Below are 17142 nucleotides of genomic sequence, written 5' to 3'. Positions count from 1 at the left end.
GACCACCCTGGGCCACGCGGTACGGCCAGCGGCGACGGAGTCTGGTAGAGATCACCGGGTGAGCAGCAGTCCCGAACCGACCCCGCTGTGGGACCTTCCGGAGCCTCCGCCGAAGGCCGAGCCCGCGCGGAAGGCCAAGCCGTCGCGCGCGAAGAGCGCCAGCCGTCGCGGCGCGCAGAACCCCGCGCCCGAGAACCCGGTCGCGCGGATCGTCGTGGACATCCCGCTCACGCATCTCGACCGCACCTTCGACTACCGGATCCCCGAGAAGCTGCACGAGACCGCCGTGCCCGGCTGCCGGGTGCGGGTCCGGTTCGCGGGGCAGCTCGTCGACGGGTACCTCGTCGAACGCGCCGACACCACGGAATTCACCGGGAAGCTCGCGTACATCGACAGGGTGACCTCCAGCGAGCCCGTCCTGCCTCCCGCGCTGCACGCGCTCTGCCGGTCCGTCGCGGACCGGTACGGCGGCACGCTCAGCGACGTCCTGCGGCTCGCGATCCCGTCCCGGCACGCGAAGGCCGAGGGCGAGCCACCCGCCGAGCCCGCGCCGACACCGGAGGCGCCCGAGACCACGCTTTGGGACAAGTACCAGAGCGGTCCGGCGTTCCTGGAGGCCGTCGCGGAACGGCGTCCGGCCAACGCCGTCTGGCAGGCGTTGCCGGGGGAGGACTGGCCGCGTCGCCTGGCCGAAGCCGCCGCCGTCGCGGCCGCCGCCGGGCGCGGTGTCGTCATGGTCGTCCCCGACCATCGTGACCTGACGCGGCTGCACGACGCGTGCGTTTCCTTGCTGGGCGCCGATTCCGTGGTCGCGCTGATCGCCGGACTGGGCCCCGCCGAGCGGTACCGCCGCTGGCTCGCGGTGCTGCGCGGCGCGGTGCGCGTCGTCGTCGGCACGCGCGCGGCGATGTTCGCGCCGGTCGCCGATCCCGGCCTGTTCGTGGTGTGGGACGACGGCGACGACGTCCACCTCGACCAGCACGCCCCTTATCCGCACGTCCGCGACGTGCTGATGGACCGCGCGCACGCCGCGAAGGGATCCATGCTCGTCGCCGGTTTCGCGCGGACGGCCGAGGCGCAGTTCCTGGTGGAATCGGGCTGGGCGCAGCCTCTCGTGGCGGCCCGCCCCGAACTGCGGGCCGCCGCGCCGCGGGTCACACCGGTCGGCGAGGACTTCGACGTCGCCCGGGACGAAGCGGCGAAAGCGGCACGGCTCCCGTCGGTCGCCTTCGAGGCGGCGCGGCAGTCGCTGGCGGGCGGATTTCCCGTCCTGGTGCAGGTTCCGCGCCGCGGCTACGTCCCGGGACTCGCTTGCGGCAACTGCCGGACGTCGGCGCACTGCCGTCGCTGCGCGGGTCCGCTTTCCCTGCCCGGTGGGTTGATCGACGGCGCGCCGAGGCCGCCAGCGTGCCGGTGGTGCGGGGTCCCCGAGACGAACTTCCATTGCGCCGCTTGCGGTTCCGTCCGGTTGCGGGCGGTCGTCGTCGGCTCCAAACGGACCGCGGAGGAACTGGGGCGCGCGTTCACCGGATTCCCGGTGCGGACCTCGGGCGCGACGGAGGTTTTGGCTTCGGTGCCCGGAAAACCGGCGCTGGTGGTGTGCACGCCGGGAGCCGAGCCGGTCGCGGAAGGCGGTTACGGCGCGGCGCTGCTGCTGGACGGCTGGGCGCTGCTGGGGCGGCAGGACCTGAGGGCGGGGGAGGAGACCCTGCGCCGGTGGATGGCGGCGGCGGCCTTGGTACGGCCGGGGACCGAAGGCGGTCGCGTGTTCGTCGGCGCGGAAGCGGGTCTCTCGGTGGTGCAGGCGCTGGTCCGGTGGGATCCGGGCTGGCACGCGAGCCTGGAACTGGCGGAGCGGCGCGAACTCGGCTTCCCGCCCGCGATGCGGATGGCGAGTATCGAAGGCACCCCGGACGCGGTCGCGGGGCTGCTCGACGACCTCCAGCTGCCGGAGACCGGCGAGGTGCTGGGCCCGGTGCCGCTCGGCGAGGTCGACGAGGACGGCAACGCCGAACGGGAACGGGCCCTGGTGCGGGTCGCGCGCCCGGACGGGAAGGCGCTCGCCGCCGAGGTCCACGCCGCCGCCGGCCGCCGGGACGCGCGCAAGGCGTCCGAACCCATCCGGATCCAGCTGGACCCCTTGGAGCTCATCTAGGACTCGCGTTTCGTCCTCTGGATGCGGTAGTTCAGCGTCGAACTACCGCATCCAGAGGACTAATTGCGTGGGTCAGAGGGTGGTGCCGAGGGTGGCGAGGACGTCGGCGCGGGCTGAAGCATCCGAAGTGCCCGGAGCGGGCGTAGCGGCCTTGGGTGCGGAGCCGCCCAGAGCGGCGGTCAGCAGCGTGACGATCTGCGACGAGATCGCCGCCCGCCGTGCCTCGAAATCGGCGTCGGTCAGGGCCGAAGGATCGGCGGGCGTGCCGAGGACGGGCGTGTGCAGGTGCCCGCCCGCGATCCCGGTCAGCCCGAGCCCGGTCCGCAGCCGGTTGCTTCGGTACATGGACTCATTGCTCAGGTAGTTGCCGCCGCCGCCGGAAGCGGCGATCTCACCGGGCTTCGGCGCGTCCGTCCGGCACACCGCGGTCCCCGTCCCCGGTTTCGAGCTGTCCGGCCAGACACAGAACGCCTGGTTGTACTGCACGTCGTACGCCCCGGCGGGCGCGGCGAGCATCTTTTCGTACGGCAGCGTGGTTTCGATGAACTGGACGTCCGGCTGCGGCCACCCGGCGGCGGGCGGGACCTGGCCGCGAACCGCCTCGTCGAGGTTGTCCGGCGAACCGCCGCGCCAGGCACCGGCCCACCGTTCGATGTCGAACCGCCCGGGACGGCCCTGGCTGATCGTCATGATCAGCTCCGGACGGCGGAGACGGTCCTTGAACGCCTGACCATAGGCCGCCTCGACGATGCCCGCGTCGAAGTAGCTCCACACCACCGGGAACGACACGGCCTGCACCTGCGCGGGCCCGGTCGGGGTCTGGACGACCTTGCCGTCCAGATGCAGCGCGGCCGCGCCGGACGGGTTCCCGATGCGGACACCCGCGCCGTTGAGGGTGAACGGGTCGAACCCGCTCACCAGCACCCGGCGCAGCTTCGGGCCGGCAGGGAAGCGGGAGTCGTCGAGCCCGCGGGCGCCGACGTCGAACGTCTTCAGCAGGCCGGCGCGGGCGGGCGCGGACAGCGGGAAACGCGGCGTCCACTGGCGCAGCGCCTTGCTCATCCGGAGGCGCGCCCAGTAGAGCGGCCGGTCGTCGGCCTTGTCGATGCTGCCGAGATCGGGACGGCGGCCCTGCGCGCGGTCGACCGCGGTCCGCCAAAGCCCGTCACCGGCCGTCTCGGCGAGTTTCTCGGCGCGCAAAGCGGTCTTCGTCGAGCAGAGGCGCGTGGTGAACTCGGCGACGAGCTTGTCGAAACCGGCGAGCCGGACCAGTTCCGGGCCGACCGCCGGGCCGCCGGAAGGCATGGTCGCGGTGAGCCGCTTCTCTTCGACGGTGATCGCCGCGGAGTCGTCGAAGCAGGCACGCGCGCCTTCGGCCTGGGCGACGCCGGGGACCGCGAGGACGGGGAGAGCGATGAGCAGCGGGAGGAGCGCGCCCCACCGCCTGCCGGGAGTCTTCATGGACCGCATTCTGCTCACGCGGGCACGGCCGCACTACCGACGATCGCAGGTCTGGACGGGTCTTGTCCGAGGTGGACAGGCGGGGCAGACTCGCGCCATGGCCGCGCACAGAAGCACTCTGGGACGCATCACCGCAGTGACCGCGATCGCCGCCCTGGCCGCCACCGTGGCGCCGGGCACCGCGGCGGCGGCACCACCGACGCCCAAATCCCCGGTCGCCGTCGGCTACCTGGGCGCGGTGTCGAGCATCGACGCGGACGCGACCGCGATCGGCACCAAGATCCTGCGCGAGGGCGGCAACGCCGTGGACGCCGCCGTCGCGACGGCCGCCGCGCTGGGCGTCACCGACCCGTTCTCCGCCGGGGTCGGCGGTGGCGGCTTCTTCGTCTACTACGACGCGCGCACCGGCAAGGTGCACACACTGGACGGCCGTGAGACCGCGCCGTCGTCGGCGGACGAAAACCTCTTCGTCGAGAACGGCAAGGCGATCCCGTTCGCCGAGGCCGTCACCAGCGGACTGAGCGTCGGCGTGCCCGGCACACCCGCCACCTGGCAGGAAGCCCTGCGCAAATGGGGGACCAAGTCGCTGGCGAGGGCGATCAAGCCCGCCGAAGACCTCGCCCGCAAGGGTTTCACCGTCGACCAGACCTTCGCCACCCAGATTTCGAACAACGCCGCCCGCTTTGCCGCGTTCCCGTCGACCCGGTCGCTGTACCTGCCCGGCGGAACGCCGCCCGCGGTCGGCACGACGTTCAAGAACCCGGACCTCGCCGGGACGTACGCGCAGCTCGCCGCGAAGGGCACCGACGTGCTCTACCGCGGCCCGATCGGCGCGGACGTCGTGAACACCGTCCGGAAGCCACCGGTCGACCCCGCGTCGACGCTGAATGTCCGCCCGGGCGACCTGACGGCGGCCGACCTCGCCAAGTACCGCGTCGTCGAGCGGAAGCCCACGAAGACCGAGTACCGCGGCCTCGACGTCTACGGGATGCCCGCGCCGTCCTCCGGCGGGCTGACCGTCGGCGAGGCGCTGAACATCCTCGAGAACACGAAGCTCTCCAAGCTGCAGAAGGCCGACTACCTGCACTACTTCCTGGAATCGACCCGGTACGCCTTCGCCGACCGCAACCGGTGGATCGGCGACCCGGCCTTCGTCGACGTCCCGGCGAAGGAACTCATCAGCCAGAAGTTCGCCGACAGCCGCGCGTGCCTGATCGACCCCGCGAAGGCCGGGACGAGCCCGGTCGCGCCCGCCGATCCGCGTAAGCCGGCGCCGTGCGTGGCGGGGACGAACCCCGCGCCGACGCCGTACGAGGGCGAGAACACCACGCACCTCACGGTCGCCGACCGGTGGGGCAACGTCGTCGCGTACACGCTGACCATCGAGCAGGAGGGCGGGAGCGGCATCGTCGTGCCGGGCCGCGGGTTCCTGCTCAACAACGAGCTGACCGACTTCTCCTTCACCCCGGTGACGCCCGGCGTGCCCGACCCGAACCTGCCGGGCCCGGCCAAGCGGCCGCGGTCGTCGATGGCGCCGACCATCGTGCTCGACCACGGCAAGCCGTTCCTCGCCGTGGGTTCGCCCGGTGGCGCGTCGATCATCACCACCGTGCTCCAGGTCCTGACCGGCCGTATCGACCGCGGCCTGAAGCTGGTCGACGCGATCGCCGAACCGCGCGCCTCGCAGCGCAACTCGGCGGCCGCGCAGGTCGAGCAGGCGTTCCTCGACCAGACCGACGTGCTCGCGATCCTGAAAGCCAAGGGACAGGGCTTCTCGACGGCGCCCGCGGAGATCGGGGCGGCGACCGGCGTCGAACGACTGCGGGACGGCCGATGGCTCGCCGCGGCCGAGCCGACCCGGCGGGGCGGCGGCTCGGCGGCCGTCGTGCTGCCCTGGCCACGCCCGTAGAACCGACCCGAAGGTGACCGGCAGTACGTCTCCTGGGAGCGCGTCAGCGCGACAGGAGACTTCACCGTCGCGCGCCTCTTTCGGCCGAAGGCCACGGAAACATTTTGCAGGGCGCCCTCTGCGCCCGCGTGACGTGATAGCGGTGCCGCGCCCTGCGAAATGTTTCCGTCAGCGCGCGACATAGACTGCAGAGCGATGTTCGCCCAGTCAGAGGTACCCGTCCCCCCGGTGGAGGTGCGTTGATGCGCCTGGTCTTCGCCGGTACCCCAGAACCCGCCGTCCCGTCGCTGCGCGCGCTCCTCGCGTCCGAAGAGCACGAGGTCGTCGCCGTGGTCACCCGCCCGGACGCGCAGGCCGGCCGCGGCCGCCGGGTCGTCCGGTCCCCGATCGGTGCGCTGGCCGACGAGCACGGGATCGAGGTGCTGACCCCGCCGAAGGCGAGCGACCCCGCGTTCCTCGCCCGGCTCGCGGAGATCGCCCCGGACGCGTGCCCGGTGGTCGCGTACGGGGCGTTGCTGCCCCAGGCCGCCTTGGACATCCCGGTGCACGGCTGGGTCAACCTGCACTTCTCGCTGCTGCCCGCGTGGCGCGGCGCCGCCCCGGTCCAGGCCGCGATCCGCGCCGGGGACGAGATCACCGGCGCCTCGACGTTCCGGATCGTCAAGGAACTCGACGCGGGCCCGGTCTACGGCGTGATCACCGAGCGGATCGGCGCCGGCGACACCGCCGGGGAGCTGCTCGGCAGGCTGGCGGAGTCCGGGGCGAAGCTGCTCGTGTCCACGATGGACGGGATCGCCGACGGCACGCTGCGCGCGGTCGAGCAGACCGGTGACGGCGTGAGCTACGCGCCCAAGGTGACCGTCGAGGACGCGCGCGTCTCGTTCGCCGACCCGGCCACCGCGGTCGACAGGCTGATCCGCGCGGTCAGCCCGGAGCCGGGCGCGTGGGCGGAGTTCCGGGGCGAGCGGCTGAAGCTCGGCCCGGTGACGGTCGTCGACGAGCCGGGGCCCCCGCCCGGTGAACTGGTCGTGGAACGCAAGCGGGTACTGGTCGGCACGGCGTCGAAACCGGTGCGGCTGGGCGAAGTGCAGGCGCAGGGGAAGAAGCGGATGGCGGCCACCGACTGGGCGCGCGGTACGAGGATCGAACAAGGAGAGCGCCTGCAGTGAACGAGCGTAGGGAACGCCGGCCGTCGAGGCCGGAGCGAGGCCGTCCGGGCCCGCGCAAGGAAGGGCCCAGCCGCCCGCCGCAGATCGACCCGGCCCGTCAGGTCGCCTTCGACGTGCTGCGCGCTGTCCGCGAAAAGGACGCGTACGCGAACTTGGTGCTGCCGGAACTGTTGCGCAACCGCCGGATCTCCGGCCGGGACGCCGCGCTGGCCACCGAACTGACCTACGGCACCTGCCGCGCGGTCGGCATGCTGGACGCCGTCATCGCGGCCTGCCTGGACCGCCCGCTGGAGAAGGTCGACGCCATCGTGCTCGACGGGCTCCGGCTCGGCGCGTACCAGCTGCTGCGCACCCGTATTCCCCAGCATGCCGCTGTCGGGTCCACTGTGGACCTCGTCCGCGCCGAAGTCGGTTCCTGGATCGCGGGTTTCGTGAACGCGGTGCTGCGCTCTGTGTCCGAAAAGGACGAAGAGACCTGGCTGAACGAGCTGGCCCCGGACGAAGCCGCCGACCCGATCGGCGCCTACGCGCTGCGGACGGCGCACCCGCGCTGGGTCGCGCGTTCGTTCGCGGAAGCGTTGGGGGACAAGGGAGCCGACCTGAAGGCGGCCCTGGAGGCCGACGACGACCGCCCCGACGTGCACCTGGTCGCCCGGCCCGGCGAGATCAGCGCCGACGAACTGGCCGCCATCACCGGCGGCGACGTCGCCCCGTACTCGCCCTACGGCGTGCGGATGCCCGCGGGCTCCGGTGACCCCGGCGACATCGAGCCGATCAAGGAGAAGCTGGCCGCGGTCCAGGACGAGGGCAGCCAGCTGTGCGCGGTCGCCGTCACGAAGGTGCCGCTCACCGGCTCCGACGAGCGCTGGCTCGACCTGTGCGCAGGTCCCGGCGGCAAGGCCGCGCTGCTGGGCGCGCTGGCGTCGATCAGCGGCGCGACCGTCGACGCCGTCGAGAAGGCGCCGCACCGCGCGAAGCTGATCGAGAACGCCGTCCAGGGGCTTCCGGTGACCATCCACGTCGCCGACGGCCGCGAGACCGGCCTCGAACCGGGCTACGACCGCGTCCTGGTCGACGCGCCGTGCAGCGGTCTCGGCTCGCTGCGCCGCCGCCCGGAGGCGCGCTGGCGCCGTCAGCCCAGCGACATCTCGGATCTGACGAAACTCCAGGGCCAGCTGATCACCGCGGCGCTGGACCTGGTCCGTCCCGGTGGCGTCGTCACCTACGTCGTCTGCTCGCCGCATCTGGCCGAGACCGAAGGCGTCGTGGGGGAGACCGCGCGCCGCGCCGGTGCCGAGATCGTCGACGCGCGGGAGTTCTTCCCCGGCGTCCCGCAGCTCGGCAACGGCCCGTACGTCCAGCTGTGGCCGCACCGGCACGGCACCGACGCGATGTTCTGCGCCGTCCTGCGGAAGCCGGAAACCGCCGGGTGAGCAGGGTTCTCGGCCTGGTCGCGAGCTCGTGCGGCGGACTGGACACCCGGTTCGCCGCGCAGCTCGCGAAACCGGCCGCGGACCGCGGCTGGGAGCTCGCGATCACGCTGACCCCGACCGCGGCCCGCTGGCTGGAGAAGACCGGCGGGCTCGGTGAACTCGAAGCGTGCACCGAGCTGCCGGTCCGCAGCACCTCCCGGCTGCCGGGCGAACCCCGGCCGCATCCGGATCCCGCGGTGTTCCTGTTCGCGCCCGCGTCCGCGAACTCCGTGGCGAAACTGGCCTTGGGCATCGCCGACAATCAGGCGCTGACCCTGCTCGGTGACGTCCTCGGCACGCCGGGGATCACCATCGTGGTGGGCTATCAGATCCAGGACACGCGGGTGCACCATCCGGCGTGGCAACGGCACCTCGACACGCTCGCCTCGGCGGGTGTCACCACCGCGCGGCTCACTCCCGACGCGTCCTGGACCTCCGTGCTGGACCTGCTCCCGGCGGCTTAGCGGGCGCAGAACGCCGTGTCGACGGCGGTGGCGAGATGTGCCGACGCCCCGTCCGGCAGCGGGTCCATGTTGGCCACGACGTTCACCCGCTTCCCGTACGGGACGGCGCCCGAGATGTTCGAGAACCCGACGAGGTTCCCGCCGTGGCCCCAGAACCTTCCCCCGCAGGACAGCGGTACGGACGCGATCCCGAGCCCGTATTCCGCACCGGGGATGCCCAGCCCCGCCGGAACGGTCCGCTGCATCTCCGCCTGCTGTGCCTTCCGAAGGAGCCGGCCGTCGACGAGCGCCCCGTAGAAGCGGTTCAGGTCCTCGCCGGTCGAGATGAGCCCACCGGAAGCACCGGCCGCGGACGGGTCCAGTTCGGTGTAGTCGACGAGACCGGGCGCGTAACCCCTGGCGTGCGGCAGCGGCAGGCTTTCGTCGCCTCGCAGCGGCAGGTAGGTGTCGCGCAGGCCGAGCGGCCTGGCGATCCTGTTCCGGATCTCGGTGGCGACGGAACGGCCGGTGAGCTTCTCGATGAGCATCCCGGCGATGACGTAGTTCGTGTTGGAGTACGCCCACTTCGCGCCCGGTGCGAAGTCCGGCGGATGCGCGAGACCGACCGCCAGCAGCTCTCCCGGTTCGGCGCCGCGATGCCGCCACTCGTCGATGTCGAGATCGCGGACGTAGTTGTAGAGGCCGCTGGTGTGCTGGAGCAGCTGCCGGACGGTGATCTTGGTGCCGTCGTTGCCGTTCCCGCGCACGAGGCCCGGCAGGTACCGGTCGATCGGCGTGTCCAGCCGGACTTTTCCTTCGGCGACCAGTTGCAGCACCACGACGGCGACGAAGGTCTTGGTGACACTGGCGGCCCGGAACTTCGAACCGTGCGGGAACGGCGTCCGAGTCTCGATGTTCCCGACGCCCTCGCGCTCCGACCACGTCCGGCTGGACGCGCTCGTCACCGTCGCCTGCGCGCCGGGGACCCCGTCCTGTACCAGCGTTTTCAGCGCTTTGTCGACCTCGTCGTGCGGTCTGGTCACGGCGAGCGCCGGAGCGGCCGTAGTGGTGGCCAGTAGTGCGATCAGCGAGCCGACGGCGATGATTTTCTTACCTGGCAAGGTTTTTCGCATGGATCAAAGCTAGGGACGCCGTCGGGAAGCGGCCATGGGGCAGGCCCCCACCCCTCACAGGGGGCCTGCCCCACCTTCACGAAACCGGTCAGCGCAGGCGAAGAGCGCGCTTCAGGGTGTCGAAGAGGTCGGTCTGGTTGGTCAGGCCGACGACGTTCGCCGCCTGCGGCCCGTAGCCCGCGACGCGGATCTGCGTGCCGGTGTGGTCCTGCGACGAGCCGGGCATGCCGGTGCCGTAGTTGATGGTCATGTTCGCGCCCTCGTTGGTGATCAGGGTCGCGGTCTGGCCGGGGCTGACGGTGCCGTTGCCGATGATCTGGCTGGTGTGGCCGTGGTCGCCGGTGACGATCACCAGGGTGTCGGGGTTGCTGCGCGCGAACGCGAGTCCGGCGGCGATGGCCTGGTCGAAGTCGATCGTCTCACCGATCTGGCCGCACGGGTCGGCGGCGTGGTCCTGCTTGTCGATGCTCGCGCCCTCGACCTGGAGGAAGAAACCCTTGTCCTTGCGGCGGTCGTCGAGCAGCGAGATCGCCTTGCGGGTCTGGTCGGCCAGCTTCGGCTGGGTCTTCGGCAGCGCCGGGTTGGGCGTGCAGCGGGTCGGCGGGGTACCGCCGAGCTTCGCGGCCGGACCGGTCCAGTTGACCGGCAGGTTGCCGGCGGCGAACAGGCCGAGCAGCGGCTTGCCGGGCTTGGCCGCGTCGAGGTCGGCCGCGGTGTTCACCACCTGGTAGCCGGCGGACTTCGCCTGGTCCAGCACGGTCTTGCCGGCGAACTTCCCGGCCTTGACCTGCTGGTCGAAGTACTTCGCGCCGCCGCCGAGCAGGACGTCCGGCTTGGTCTGGACCAGCTGCTCGGCGATGGAACCGGCGCCGCCGTTCTCCTTGGCGTTGACCGCGCACTTCTTGCTGGTCTCGTCGGGTCCCTTGCAGTCGCGGTTGACGACGTGCGAGCCCAGCACCGCGGGGGTGGCGTCCTGGACCTCGGCCGTGGTGACGTCACCGGTGCGCAGGCCCGAACGCTTGGCGATCTCGAGGATCGACGGGACGGCGTTGCCGTACGGGTCGACGGAGATCGCGCCGTTGTAGGTCTTCACGCCGGTGGCCCAGCCGGTGCCGGAGGCGGCCGAGTCGGTCACGTAATCGGGCTTCGAAGGGTTGTTCTTCTCGACCGCGTACGTGGTGTAGTCGCCGGTGAGCGGGAGGCCGTCCATCGCGAGCCGTCCGGCCGCGCCGCGTTCGTAGTTGCGCGCCGACGTGATCTCGGACTGGCCCATGCCGTCGCCGATGAACAGGATGACGTTGCGGGCGTGGCCGCCCTTGATCGCGGCGCGCACGTCCTGGGTGCGGTCACCCTGCGCGGACGCGAGGCGGGCGTCGTCGCCGGCGGCGAGCGCGGCGGGCGCCAGCGCGATCAGCGTGACGCCGAGCGCCCCGCCCGCGAGCCATTTGCGCCGTCCTGTGAACAGCGAAGCCATCGAAAATCTCCTTGGGATACCAGGGGAATGGGGCAGTCCCATTAGTCACCGCGCATGTGTGCGGCCGGGGATTTCCGGATGAACGCGAGTGGAACAACGGCCGTCCGCTAGCGCAGGCTGTGACCCGGTGCGACGATGCCGCTCTCGTAAGCGAACACCACCGCCTGGCTGCGGTTGGCCGCGCCCAGTTTCCCGAAGATGTTGCCCACATGGGTTTTGACGGTTTCGAGGCTGATGACCAGATCGGCCGCTATGTCCACATTGGACTTCCCGGTGGCGATGAGCCGCAGCACCTCGGTCTCCCGTTTCGTCAGGGAAGACGGCCGGGGCGCCAGGCCGGACGGCGCCGGGCGCGCGGTGACCATCCGCCGGATGGCGTCGGGGAACAGCAGCGTCTCCCCGGCGGCGATGGTCCGGATGGCGTGCGCGAACTCCTCCTTGCGCGCCCGCTTCAGCAGGAAACCGCTCGCCCCGGCCAACAGCGCGTCGTAGACGTAGTCGTCGTTGTCGAACGTCGTGATCACGAGGACCTTCGGCGGCTCGGGGATCTCCGCCAGCACCCGCCGGGTCGCCTCGATCCCGTCCATCCCCGGCATCCGGACGTCCATCAGGACCACGTCGGGATTCACCCGCCGCACCAGGCCGACCACCTCGCCGCCGTCGCCCGCCTCGCCGACCACGGAAAGGTCGGGCTGGTTGTCCAGCAGCGAGCGCAATCCGGCGCGCAGCAACGGTTCGTCGTCGACGATCAGGACACGCAAGGTCATGAGCGCGACCGTAGCGGGATCGTGGTCACCAGCCGCCACAGCGGTTCCCCGTCGATCGCGGGCCCCGCGATGAGCTCGCCACGCAGCGCCTCGACGCGTTCGGTGAGCCCCGGCAGTCCGTTGCCGCCGCGGCCGGAAGCGACCGCGTGCTCCACGAGCGGGTTCACGATCTCGATCCGCAGCGCGTCGGCGAGCACCGCGACCCGCACGGTCACCGGGCCGGGATGGGCGTGCCGCAACGCGTTCGTCAGTCCTTCTTGGACGATCCGGTACGCCTCGCGGGAAAGCGTCGCGGGCAGTTCGGCGGCGGGCCCGGTCAGTTCGTAGTCGATCACCGCGCCGCCCGCGCGGGCCCGTTCGGCCAGCGTCCCGGCTTCCAGGAGCCGCCGTTCGGGCTCGCGGGACGACCGGTCCTCCCGCAACAGGCCGAGGACGTGGTCGAGGTCTTCGAGCGCCGCCCGGGACGACTCCTCGATGGTGCCCAGTGCCCGGCGCACCAGCTGCGGCTCCGAATCGACCAGTTCGGCGGCCGCGGCGGCCTGGATGGTCGACGTCGTCAGCGTGTGACCGATGGAGTCGTGCAGCTCACGGGCCAGCCGGTTGCGCTGCTCGAAGTGGTTCGCCCTGACCTCCGCCGCGGCGAGGCGTTCGGCGGCCGACGGGCCCAGCAGCGAGAGCGCGCTGTGCTGGAAGAGCTTGGTGAAACCGGCGAGGACATAGGCGACGACGACGAGGGTGACCAGCGCGACCGGCACCGTCCACAGCCCGGCGGCGCCGGATTCGACCCGCACCCGTTCCCCGAAGACCTCGATGGGAGCGCCGCCGCCACCCAGCCAGATCACAGCGAACACGCAGCCGAGCATCAGGAAGCAGCCGAGCCCGAACAGGATCCAGCCGAGCCCGGTGTGCACGAGCAGCCAAGCCGCCGAGCGCCAGCGTTCCGCCCAGGCGATCTTCGCGTGCGGTGGCGGCTGCGCGATCCGGGTGCCCAGCATCTGGTTGGAGAACCAGATGCTCACCCGCCGCATCGGACCCGGCAGTCCGGCGAGCCCGACCAGCACGGCCATCGCGAGCATGCCGTAGACGAGTTTCGCCTTCGCGTCGCCGGGAATGAGGACGGCGGGGATGAGCGCGATCGGGAACGGCACCGCCGTCGCCGCCATGCCGAGGAGACCGAACGGCACGCTGCGGTAGCTGCCGATCCGGACCAGTGTTCCGAGGGGGTTGACCATGACGGGAACGCTATTCGCCCGCCGCGTGCGCGCACCTCCCACTGCGGTGCCATTTCGCGTCATACTCCAGACCGGGACGCCGGTCACGCCGGTCACAGCCGGTTAGCGGGCGTTAGCGGCCTCCTCCTACACTCGGGCGCGTGGCTCACCGACCTTTGATCGCCCCCAGCATCCTTTCCGCGGACTTCGCCCGGCTCGGCGACGAGATCCGCGCCGTCGCCGGTGCGGGGGACACCCGCGCGGACTGGGTCCACGTCGACGTCATGGACGCGCACTTCGTGCCGAACCTGACCCTCGGGCTGCCGGTCGTGCAGTCGCTGCTCAAGGCCACCGACGTGCCGATCGACTGCCACCTGATGATCGAGAACCCGGACAAATGGGCCATCGGGTACGCCGAGGCGGGCGCCTACAACGTCACCGTGCACGTCGAGGCCGCGCACGACCCGGTCATGCTGGCGAAGAACCTCCGCGCCGCCGGTGCGAAGGCCGGTCTGTCGATCAAGCCGAACACGCCGATCGAGGACCACCTCGACACTCTCAAGCACTACGACACGCTGCTGGTGATGTCGGTCGAGCCCGGCTTCGGCGGCCAGTCGTTCATCGAAGGTGTCCTCGACAAGGTGCGCACCGCGCGGCGCCTGGTCGACACCGGTCACCTGAAGCTCGTCGTCGAGATCGACGGCGGGATCAACGCCGACACCATCGAGCGGGCCGCCGAGGCCGGGGTGGACTGCTTCGTCGCCGGTTCCGCCGTCTATGGCGCCGAAGACCCTGGTAAGGCCGTCGCGGCGCTGCGCGAGCAGGCCGCCCGCGCCCGCGGCTGATCCCGGCTCTTGATCCACCCGTCGGGTCAGGCGAAGGAATCGGCCCCGATGGGTGTTGGATGAGAGGAGCACCGTTTCCAGCGACGGTGCGACCCACGAGGAGGGCAGCAGGAGTGTTCACCGGCATTGTCGAGGAACTCGGCGAGGTCACCGCGGTCGAGCAGGTCCCCAACGCCGCGCGGCTGACCGTGCGGGGGCCGCTGGTGACCAGCGACGCCGGGCACGGCGACTCCATCGCGGTGAGTGGCGTGTGCCTCACCGTGGTCGCGGTGGCGGGCGGTGAGTTTACCGTCGATGTCGTGCACGAGACCCTGCAGCGCTCCAGCCTCGCGAAGGTGAACGTCGGCGACGTCGTCAACCTCGAACGCGCGACGCCGGCCGGCGGCAGGCTCGGCGGGCACATCATGCAGGGCCATGTCGACGGCACCGGCGTCTTCCTGAAGCGGGACGAGCAGGGACTCACCTCGTTCGCCCTGCCTCCGAAGCTGGCCAGGTACGTGGTCGAGAAGGGGTCGATCGCGGTCGACGGCGTCTCCCTCACGGTCGCTTCGGTGACCGACGAGGAGTTCTCCGTCGCCTTGATCCCGACCACTCTCGAGCTGACCACCCTCGGCCGGAACACCCCGGGTGACCTGGTGAATCTCGAGGTCGACGTGGTCGCCAAGTACGTCGAGAAGCTGGCCATGCCGCACCTGCGCACGCAGGGGGACAATGGCGGTACGGAGGAGCGGGCGTGAGCGAGACGAGTGCGATTCCGGGGTCGGCCGACCTGACCCCCTGTGGAAGCGGGGTGGCCGTGAACACCGACTCCATCGAGGCGGCGATCGCCGACATCAAGGCGGGCCGTCCGGTCGTCGTGGTGGACGACGAGGACCGCGAGAACGAGGGCGACCTGATCTTCGCGGCGGAGAAGGCCACGCCCGAACTGATGGCCTTCATGGTGCGCTACACCTCGGGTTACGTCTGCGTGGCGCTGACCGAGGCCGAGGCGGACAGGCTCGACCTGCCGCCGATGTACCACACGAACCAGGACCAGCGCGGCACCGCGTACAGCGTCACGGTCGACGCCGCCGAGGGCATCACCACCGGCATCTCCGCGGCCGACCGGTCGCACACCGTCCGCCTGCTCGCCGACCCGGCGTCCAAGGCGTCGGACTTCCGGCGCCCCGGCCACGTCGTCCCACTGCGCGCCAAGCAGGGCGGCGTCCTGCGGCGTCCCGGGCACACCGAAGCCTCCGTCGACCTGGCCCGCCTCGCCGGGCTCTCGCCGTCCGGTGTGCTCTGCGAGATCGTGTCGCAGAAGGACGAGGGCGACATGGCCCGTCGCGACGAGCTCGAGGTGTTCGCCGCGGACCACGACCTCAAGATGATCACCATCGCCGATCTGATCGCGTACCGGCGGCGCACCGAGAAGCAGGTCGAGCGGGTCGCCGAGGCGCGCATCCCGCTGTCCGCGGGCACGTTCCGCGCGGTCGGTTACGACAGCCTGCTCGACGGCATCGAGCACATCGCGTTCGTCTACGGCGAGATCGCCGACGGCGAGGACATCCTGGTCCGCGTGCACTCCGAATGCCTCACCGGCGACGTCTTCGGCTCGCTGCGCTGCGACTGCGGCCCGCAGCTGGAGGCGGCCCTGGAAGCGGTGGCCAAGGAAGGCCGCGGCGTCGTGCTCTACATCCGCGGCCACGAGGGCCGCGGCATCGGCCTGCTGCACAAACTGCAGGCCTACCAGCTGCAGGACGCCGGCGCGGACACCGTCGACGCGAACCTGCAGCTCGGCGTGCCCGCCGACGCGCGGGACTACGGCACCGGCGCGCAGATCCTCTGCGACCTCGGCGTCCGCTCGATGCGGCTGCTGACGAACAACCCGGCCAAGCGCGTCGGGCTGGAGGGCTACGGCCTGCGGGTCACCGGCCGGGTGTCGCTGCCGATCTCGCCGAACCCGGAGAACCTGCGCTACCTCAAGACCAAACGGGACCGGATGGGGCACGACCTGTCCCAGCTGGAGCATTTCGACCAGGTCGGCGCCGAGGTCGACCAGGGCAACGGAGGGGGCACGCGGTGAGCGGCGAGGGCCGTCCGGACGTCGAACTCGACCTGTCCGACTGTAAGAACATCCGGCTCGGGATCGTGGCCACGCGCTGGCACACCAAGATCACCGGCGCCCTGCTGGAACGCGCCCTCGAGGCGGCCAAGGTGGCAGACCTGGAGGAAGAGCCGACGGTCGTGCGCGTCGCGGGCGCCGTCGAGCTGCCCGTCGCCGCGCAGGCGCTGGCCCGCACGCACGACGCGGTCGTCGCGCTGGGCGTGGTCATCCGGGGCGGGACGCCGCACTTCGAGTACGTCTGCGACGCGGTCACCGCGGGCCTGACCAGGGTGGCGCTCGACGAGAGCACCCCGGTCGGCAACGGCGTGCTCACCTGCGACACCGAGGAGCAGGCCCTCGACCGGTCCGGCCTGCCCGGCTCCGTCGAGGACAAGGGCTACGAAGCGACCGTCGCGGCGCTGGACGCCGCGCACGCGCTGCGGAACCTGCGTCAGCCGTGGACCGAGCGGGGCTTCGTGTGAGCGTCGAGGCGGATGTGATGACAGAGTCCGAGGTCGTGGTGGTGCGGCCCCGCCGTGCCCTGGTGATGTGCTCGGTGCTGGCGGTGATCCTGCTGGCGACGTTCGTGGTCGTCGCGGTCCTGCTGCGCGGCTCGGACACCGGCGTGATCTTCCAGCCGTCCGACCAGGCGGCGATGATCGGCATCGGGATCCTGCTCGCCGCGGGCACGATGCTGTTCGCGACCGCGCGCGTGAAGGCCGACGCCGACGGCATCGAGGTCCGGAACGTGCTGATGACCAAGAAGTTCGCGTGGAGCGAGGTGCTCTCGGTGAGCTTCCCCGACGGTGCTTCGTGGGCGCGACTGGAGCTGCCGGACGACGAGTACTACTCGGTCATGGCCGTGCAGGCGGTGGACCGGGACCGCGCGGTGGCCGCGGTGCGGGCGCTGCGGCGGCTGCACAAGGCGGCTTGGAACGGCTGACGCTCCTTCGCGCTCTTTCGCGTGCTATGAACGGCCCGTTACTTTCAACAATTTCAAGTAACGGGCCGATCATA

General features: G+C 71.3%; 15 protein-coding genes. 10 read left to right on the top strand and 5 right to left on the bottom strand.

From position 1 onward, the window contains the following. Window positions 1-58 precede the first annotated feature (58 nt). Complete coding sequence (locus tag ACFWMR_RS23620) at window positions 59-2155, top strand: primosomal protein N' (RefSeq protein ID WP_378379925.1); 2097 nt, start codon at window positions 59-61, stop codon at window positions 2153-2155. Window positions 2156-2227: 72 nt separating this feature from the next. Here ACFWMR_RS23620 and ACFWMR_RS23615 read toward each other — a convergent pair whose 3' ends face one another. Next, window positions 2228-3616, bottom strand: coding sequence for a hypothetical protein (locus ACFWMR_RS23615; protein WP_378379924.1), 1389 nt, complete (start codon window positions 3614-3616; stop codon window positions 2228-2230). A 97-nt stretch (window positions 3617-3713) separates the two neighbouring features. On the opposite strand from ACFWMR_RS23615, the gene ggt reads away from it, so the two are divergent. The 4 genes from ggt (at window position 3714) to ACFWMR_RS23595 (ending at window position 8630) form a co-directional block, all read left to right on the top strand. Continuing rightward, the gene (ggt, locus tag ACFWMR_RS23610) at window positions 3714-5525 is read left to right on the top strand and encodes a gamma-glutamyltransferase (RefSeq protein ID WP_378379923.1); all 1812 of its coding nucleotides are present in this window, start codon (window positions 3714-3716) and stop codon (window positions 5523-5525) included. A 242-nt stretch (window positions 5526-5767) separates the two neighbouring features. Next, window positions 5768-6694, top strand: coding sequence for a methionyl-tRNA formyltransferase (gene fmt, locus ACFWMR_RS23605; RefSeq protein WP_378379922.1), 927 nt, complete (start codon window positions 5768-5770; stop codon window positions 6692-6694). Then, entirely contained in the window at window positions 6691-8127 is a 1437-nt protein-coding gene (locus ACFWMR_RS23600) for an RsmB/NOP family class I SAM-dependent RNA methyltransferase (RefSeq protein WP_378278556.1), read from the top strand. Before fmt ends, ACFWMR_RS23600 begins: the two co-directional genes overlap by 4 nt. Continuing rightward, a complete protein-coding gene (locus ACFWMR_RS23595) occupies window positions 8124-8630 on the top strand; it encodes a flavoprotein (RefSeq protein ID WP_378379921.1) in 507 nt (168 codons plus the stop codon). The genes ACFWMR_RS23600 and ACFWMR_RS23595 overlap by 4 nt, the downstream gene beginning before the upstream one ends. Here ACFWMR_RS23595 and ACFWMR_RS23590 read toward each other — a convergent pair. The 4 genes from ACFWMR_RS23590 to ACFWMR_RS23575 form a co-directional block, all read right to left on the bottom strand. Beyond that, complete coding sequence (locus ACFWMR_RS23590) at window positions 8627-9742, bottom strand: serine hydrolase domain-containing protein (protein WP_378379920.1); 1116 nt, start codon at window positions 9740-9742, stop codon at window positions 8627-8629. The two genes, ACFWMR_RS23595 and ACFWMR_RS23590, sit on opposite strands and share 4 nt — an antisense overlap. 88 nt (window positions 9743-9830) lie before the next feature. Then, window positions 9831-11216: an alkaline phosphatase gene (gene phoA / locus ACFWMR_RS23585; protein WP_378278585.1), complete on the bottom strand. Its 1386-nt coding sequence runs from the start codon at window positions 11214-11216 to the stop codon at window positions 9831-9833. 107 nt (window positions 11217-11323) lie between these two features. Further along, window positions 11324-11983, bottom strand: a complete 660-nt coding sequence (locus tag ACFWMR_RS23580; RefSeq protein ID WP_378379919.1) for a response regulator — start codon at window positions 11981-11983, stop codon at window positions 11324-11326. Beyond that, window positions 11980-13215 carry a sensor histidine kinase gene (locus tag ACFWMR_RS23575; RefSeq protein ID WP_378379918.1) on the bottom strand — a complete coding sequence of 412 codons (1236 nt, stop codon included), beginning with the start codon at window positions 13213-13215 and terminating at the stop codon, window positions 11980-11982. Before ACFWMR_RS23575 ends, ACFWMR_RS23580 begins: the two co-directional genes overlap by 4 nt. A gap of 155 nt (window positions 13216-13370) precedes the next feature. Between ACFWMR_RS23575 and rpe the strand changes: the two genes are divergently transcribed. The 5 genes from rpe (at window position 13371) to ACFWMR_RS23550 (ending at window position 17068) form a co-directional block, all read left to right on the top strand. Then, window positions 13371-14039, top strand: coding sequence for a ribulose-phosphate 3-epimerase (rpe, locus tag ACFWMR_RS23570; protein WP_093933912.1), 669 nt, complete (start codon window positions 13371-13373; stop codon window positions 14037-14039). Between the two features lie 113 nt (window positions 14040-14152). Next, on the top strand, window positions 14153-14776 hold the full coding sequence (locus ACFWMR_RS23565; RefSeq protein ID WP_005152328.1) for a riboflavin synthase: 624 nt from the start codon (window positions 14153-14155) through the stop codon (window positions 14774-14776). Window positions 14777-14829: 53 nt separating this feature from the next. Then, window positions 14830-16104, top strand: a complete 1275-nt coding sequence (locus ACFWMR_RS23560; RefSeq protein ID WP_208635937.1) for a bifunctional 3,4-dihydroxy-2-butanone-4-phosphate synthase/GTP cyclohydrolase II — start codon at window positions 14830-14832, stop codon at window positions 16102-16104. Further along, entirely contained in the window at window positions 16101-16607 is a 507-nt protein-coding gene (gene ribH, locus ACFWMR_RS23555; protein WP_093933910.1) for a 6,7-dimethyl-8-ribityllumazine synthase, read from the top strand. Before ACFWMR_RS23560 ends, ribH begins: the two co-directional genes overlap by 4 nt. A gap of 17 nt (window positions 16608-16624) precedes the next feature. Continuing rightward, window positions 16625-17068 carry a PH domain-containing protein gene (locus ACFWMR_RS23550; protein ID WP_093933935.1) on the top strand — a complete coding sequence of 148 codons (444 nt, stop codon included), beginning with the start codon at window positions 16625-16627 and terminating at the stop codon, window positions 17066-17068. Window positions 17069-17142 lie beyond the last annotated feature (74 nt).

The sequence above is a fragment of the Amycolatopsis thailandensis genome (assembly GCF_042723255.1).
In the GTDB taxonomy this organism is placed as follows: domain Bacteria; phylum Actinomycetota; class Actinomycetes; order Mycobacteriales; family Pseudonocardiaceae; genus Amycolatopsis; species Amycolatopsis thailandensis.
This window is presented reverse-complemented; position numbering and strand designations above follow the sequence as displayed.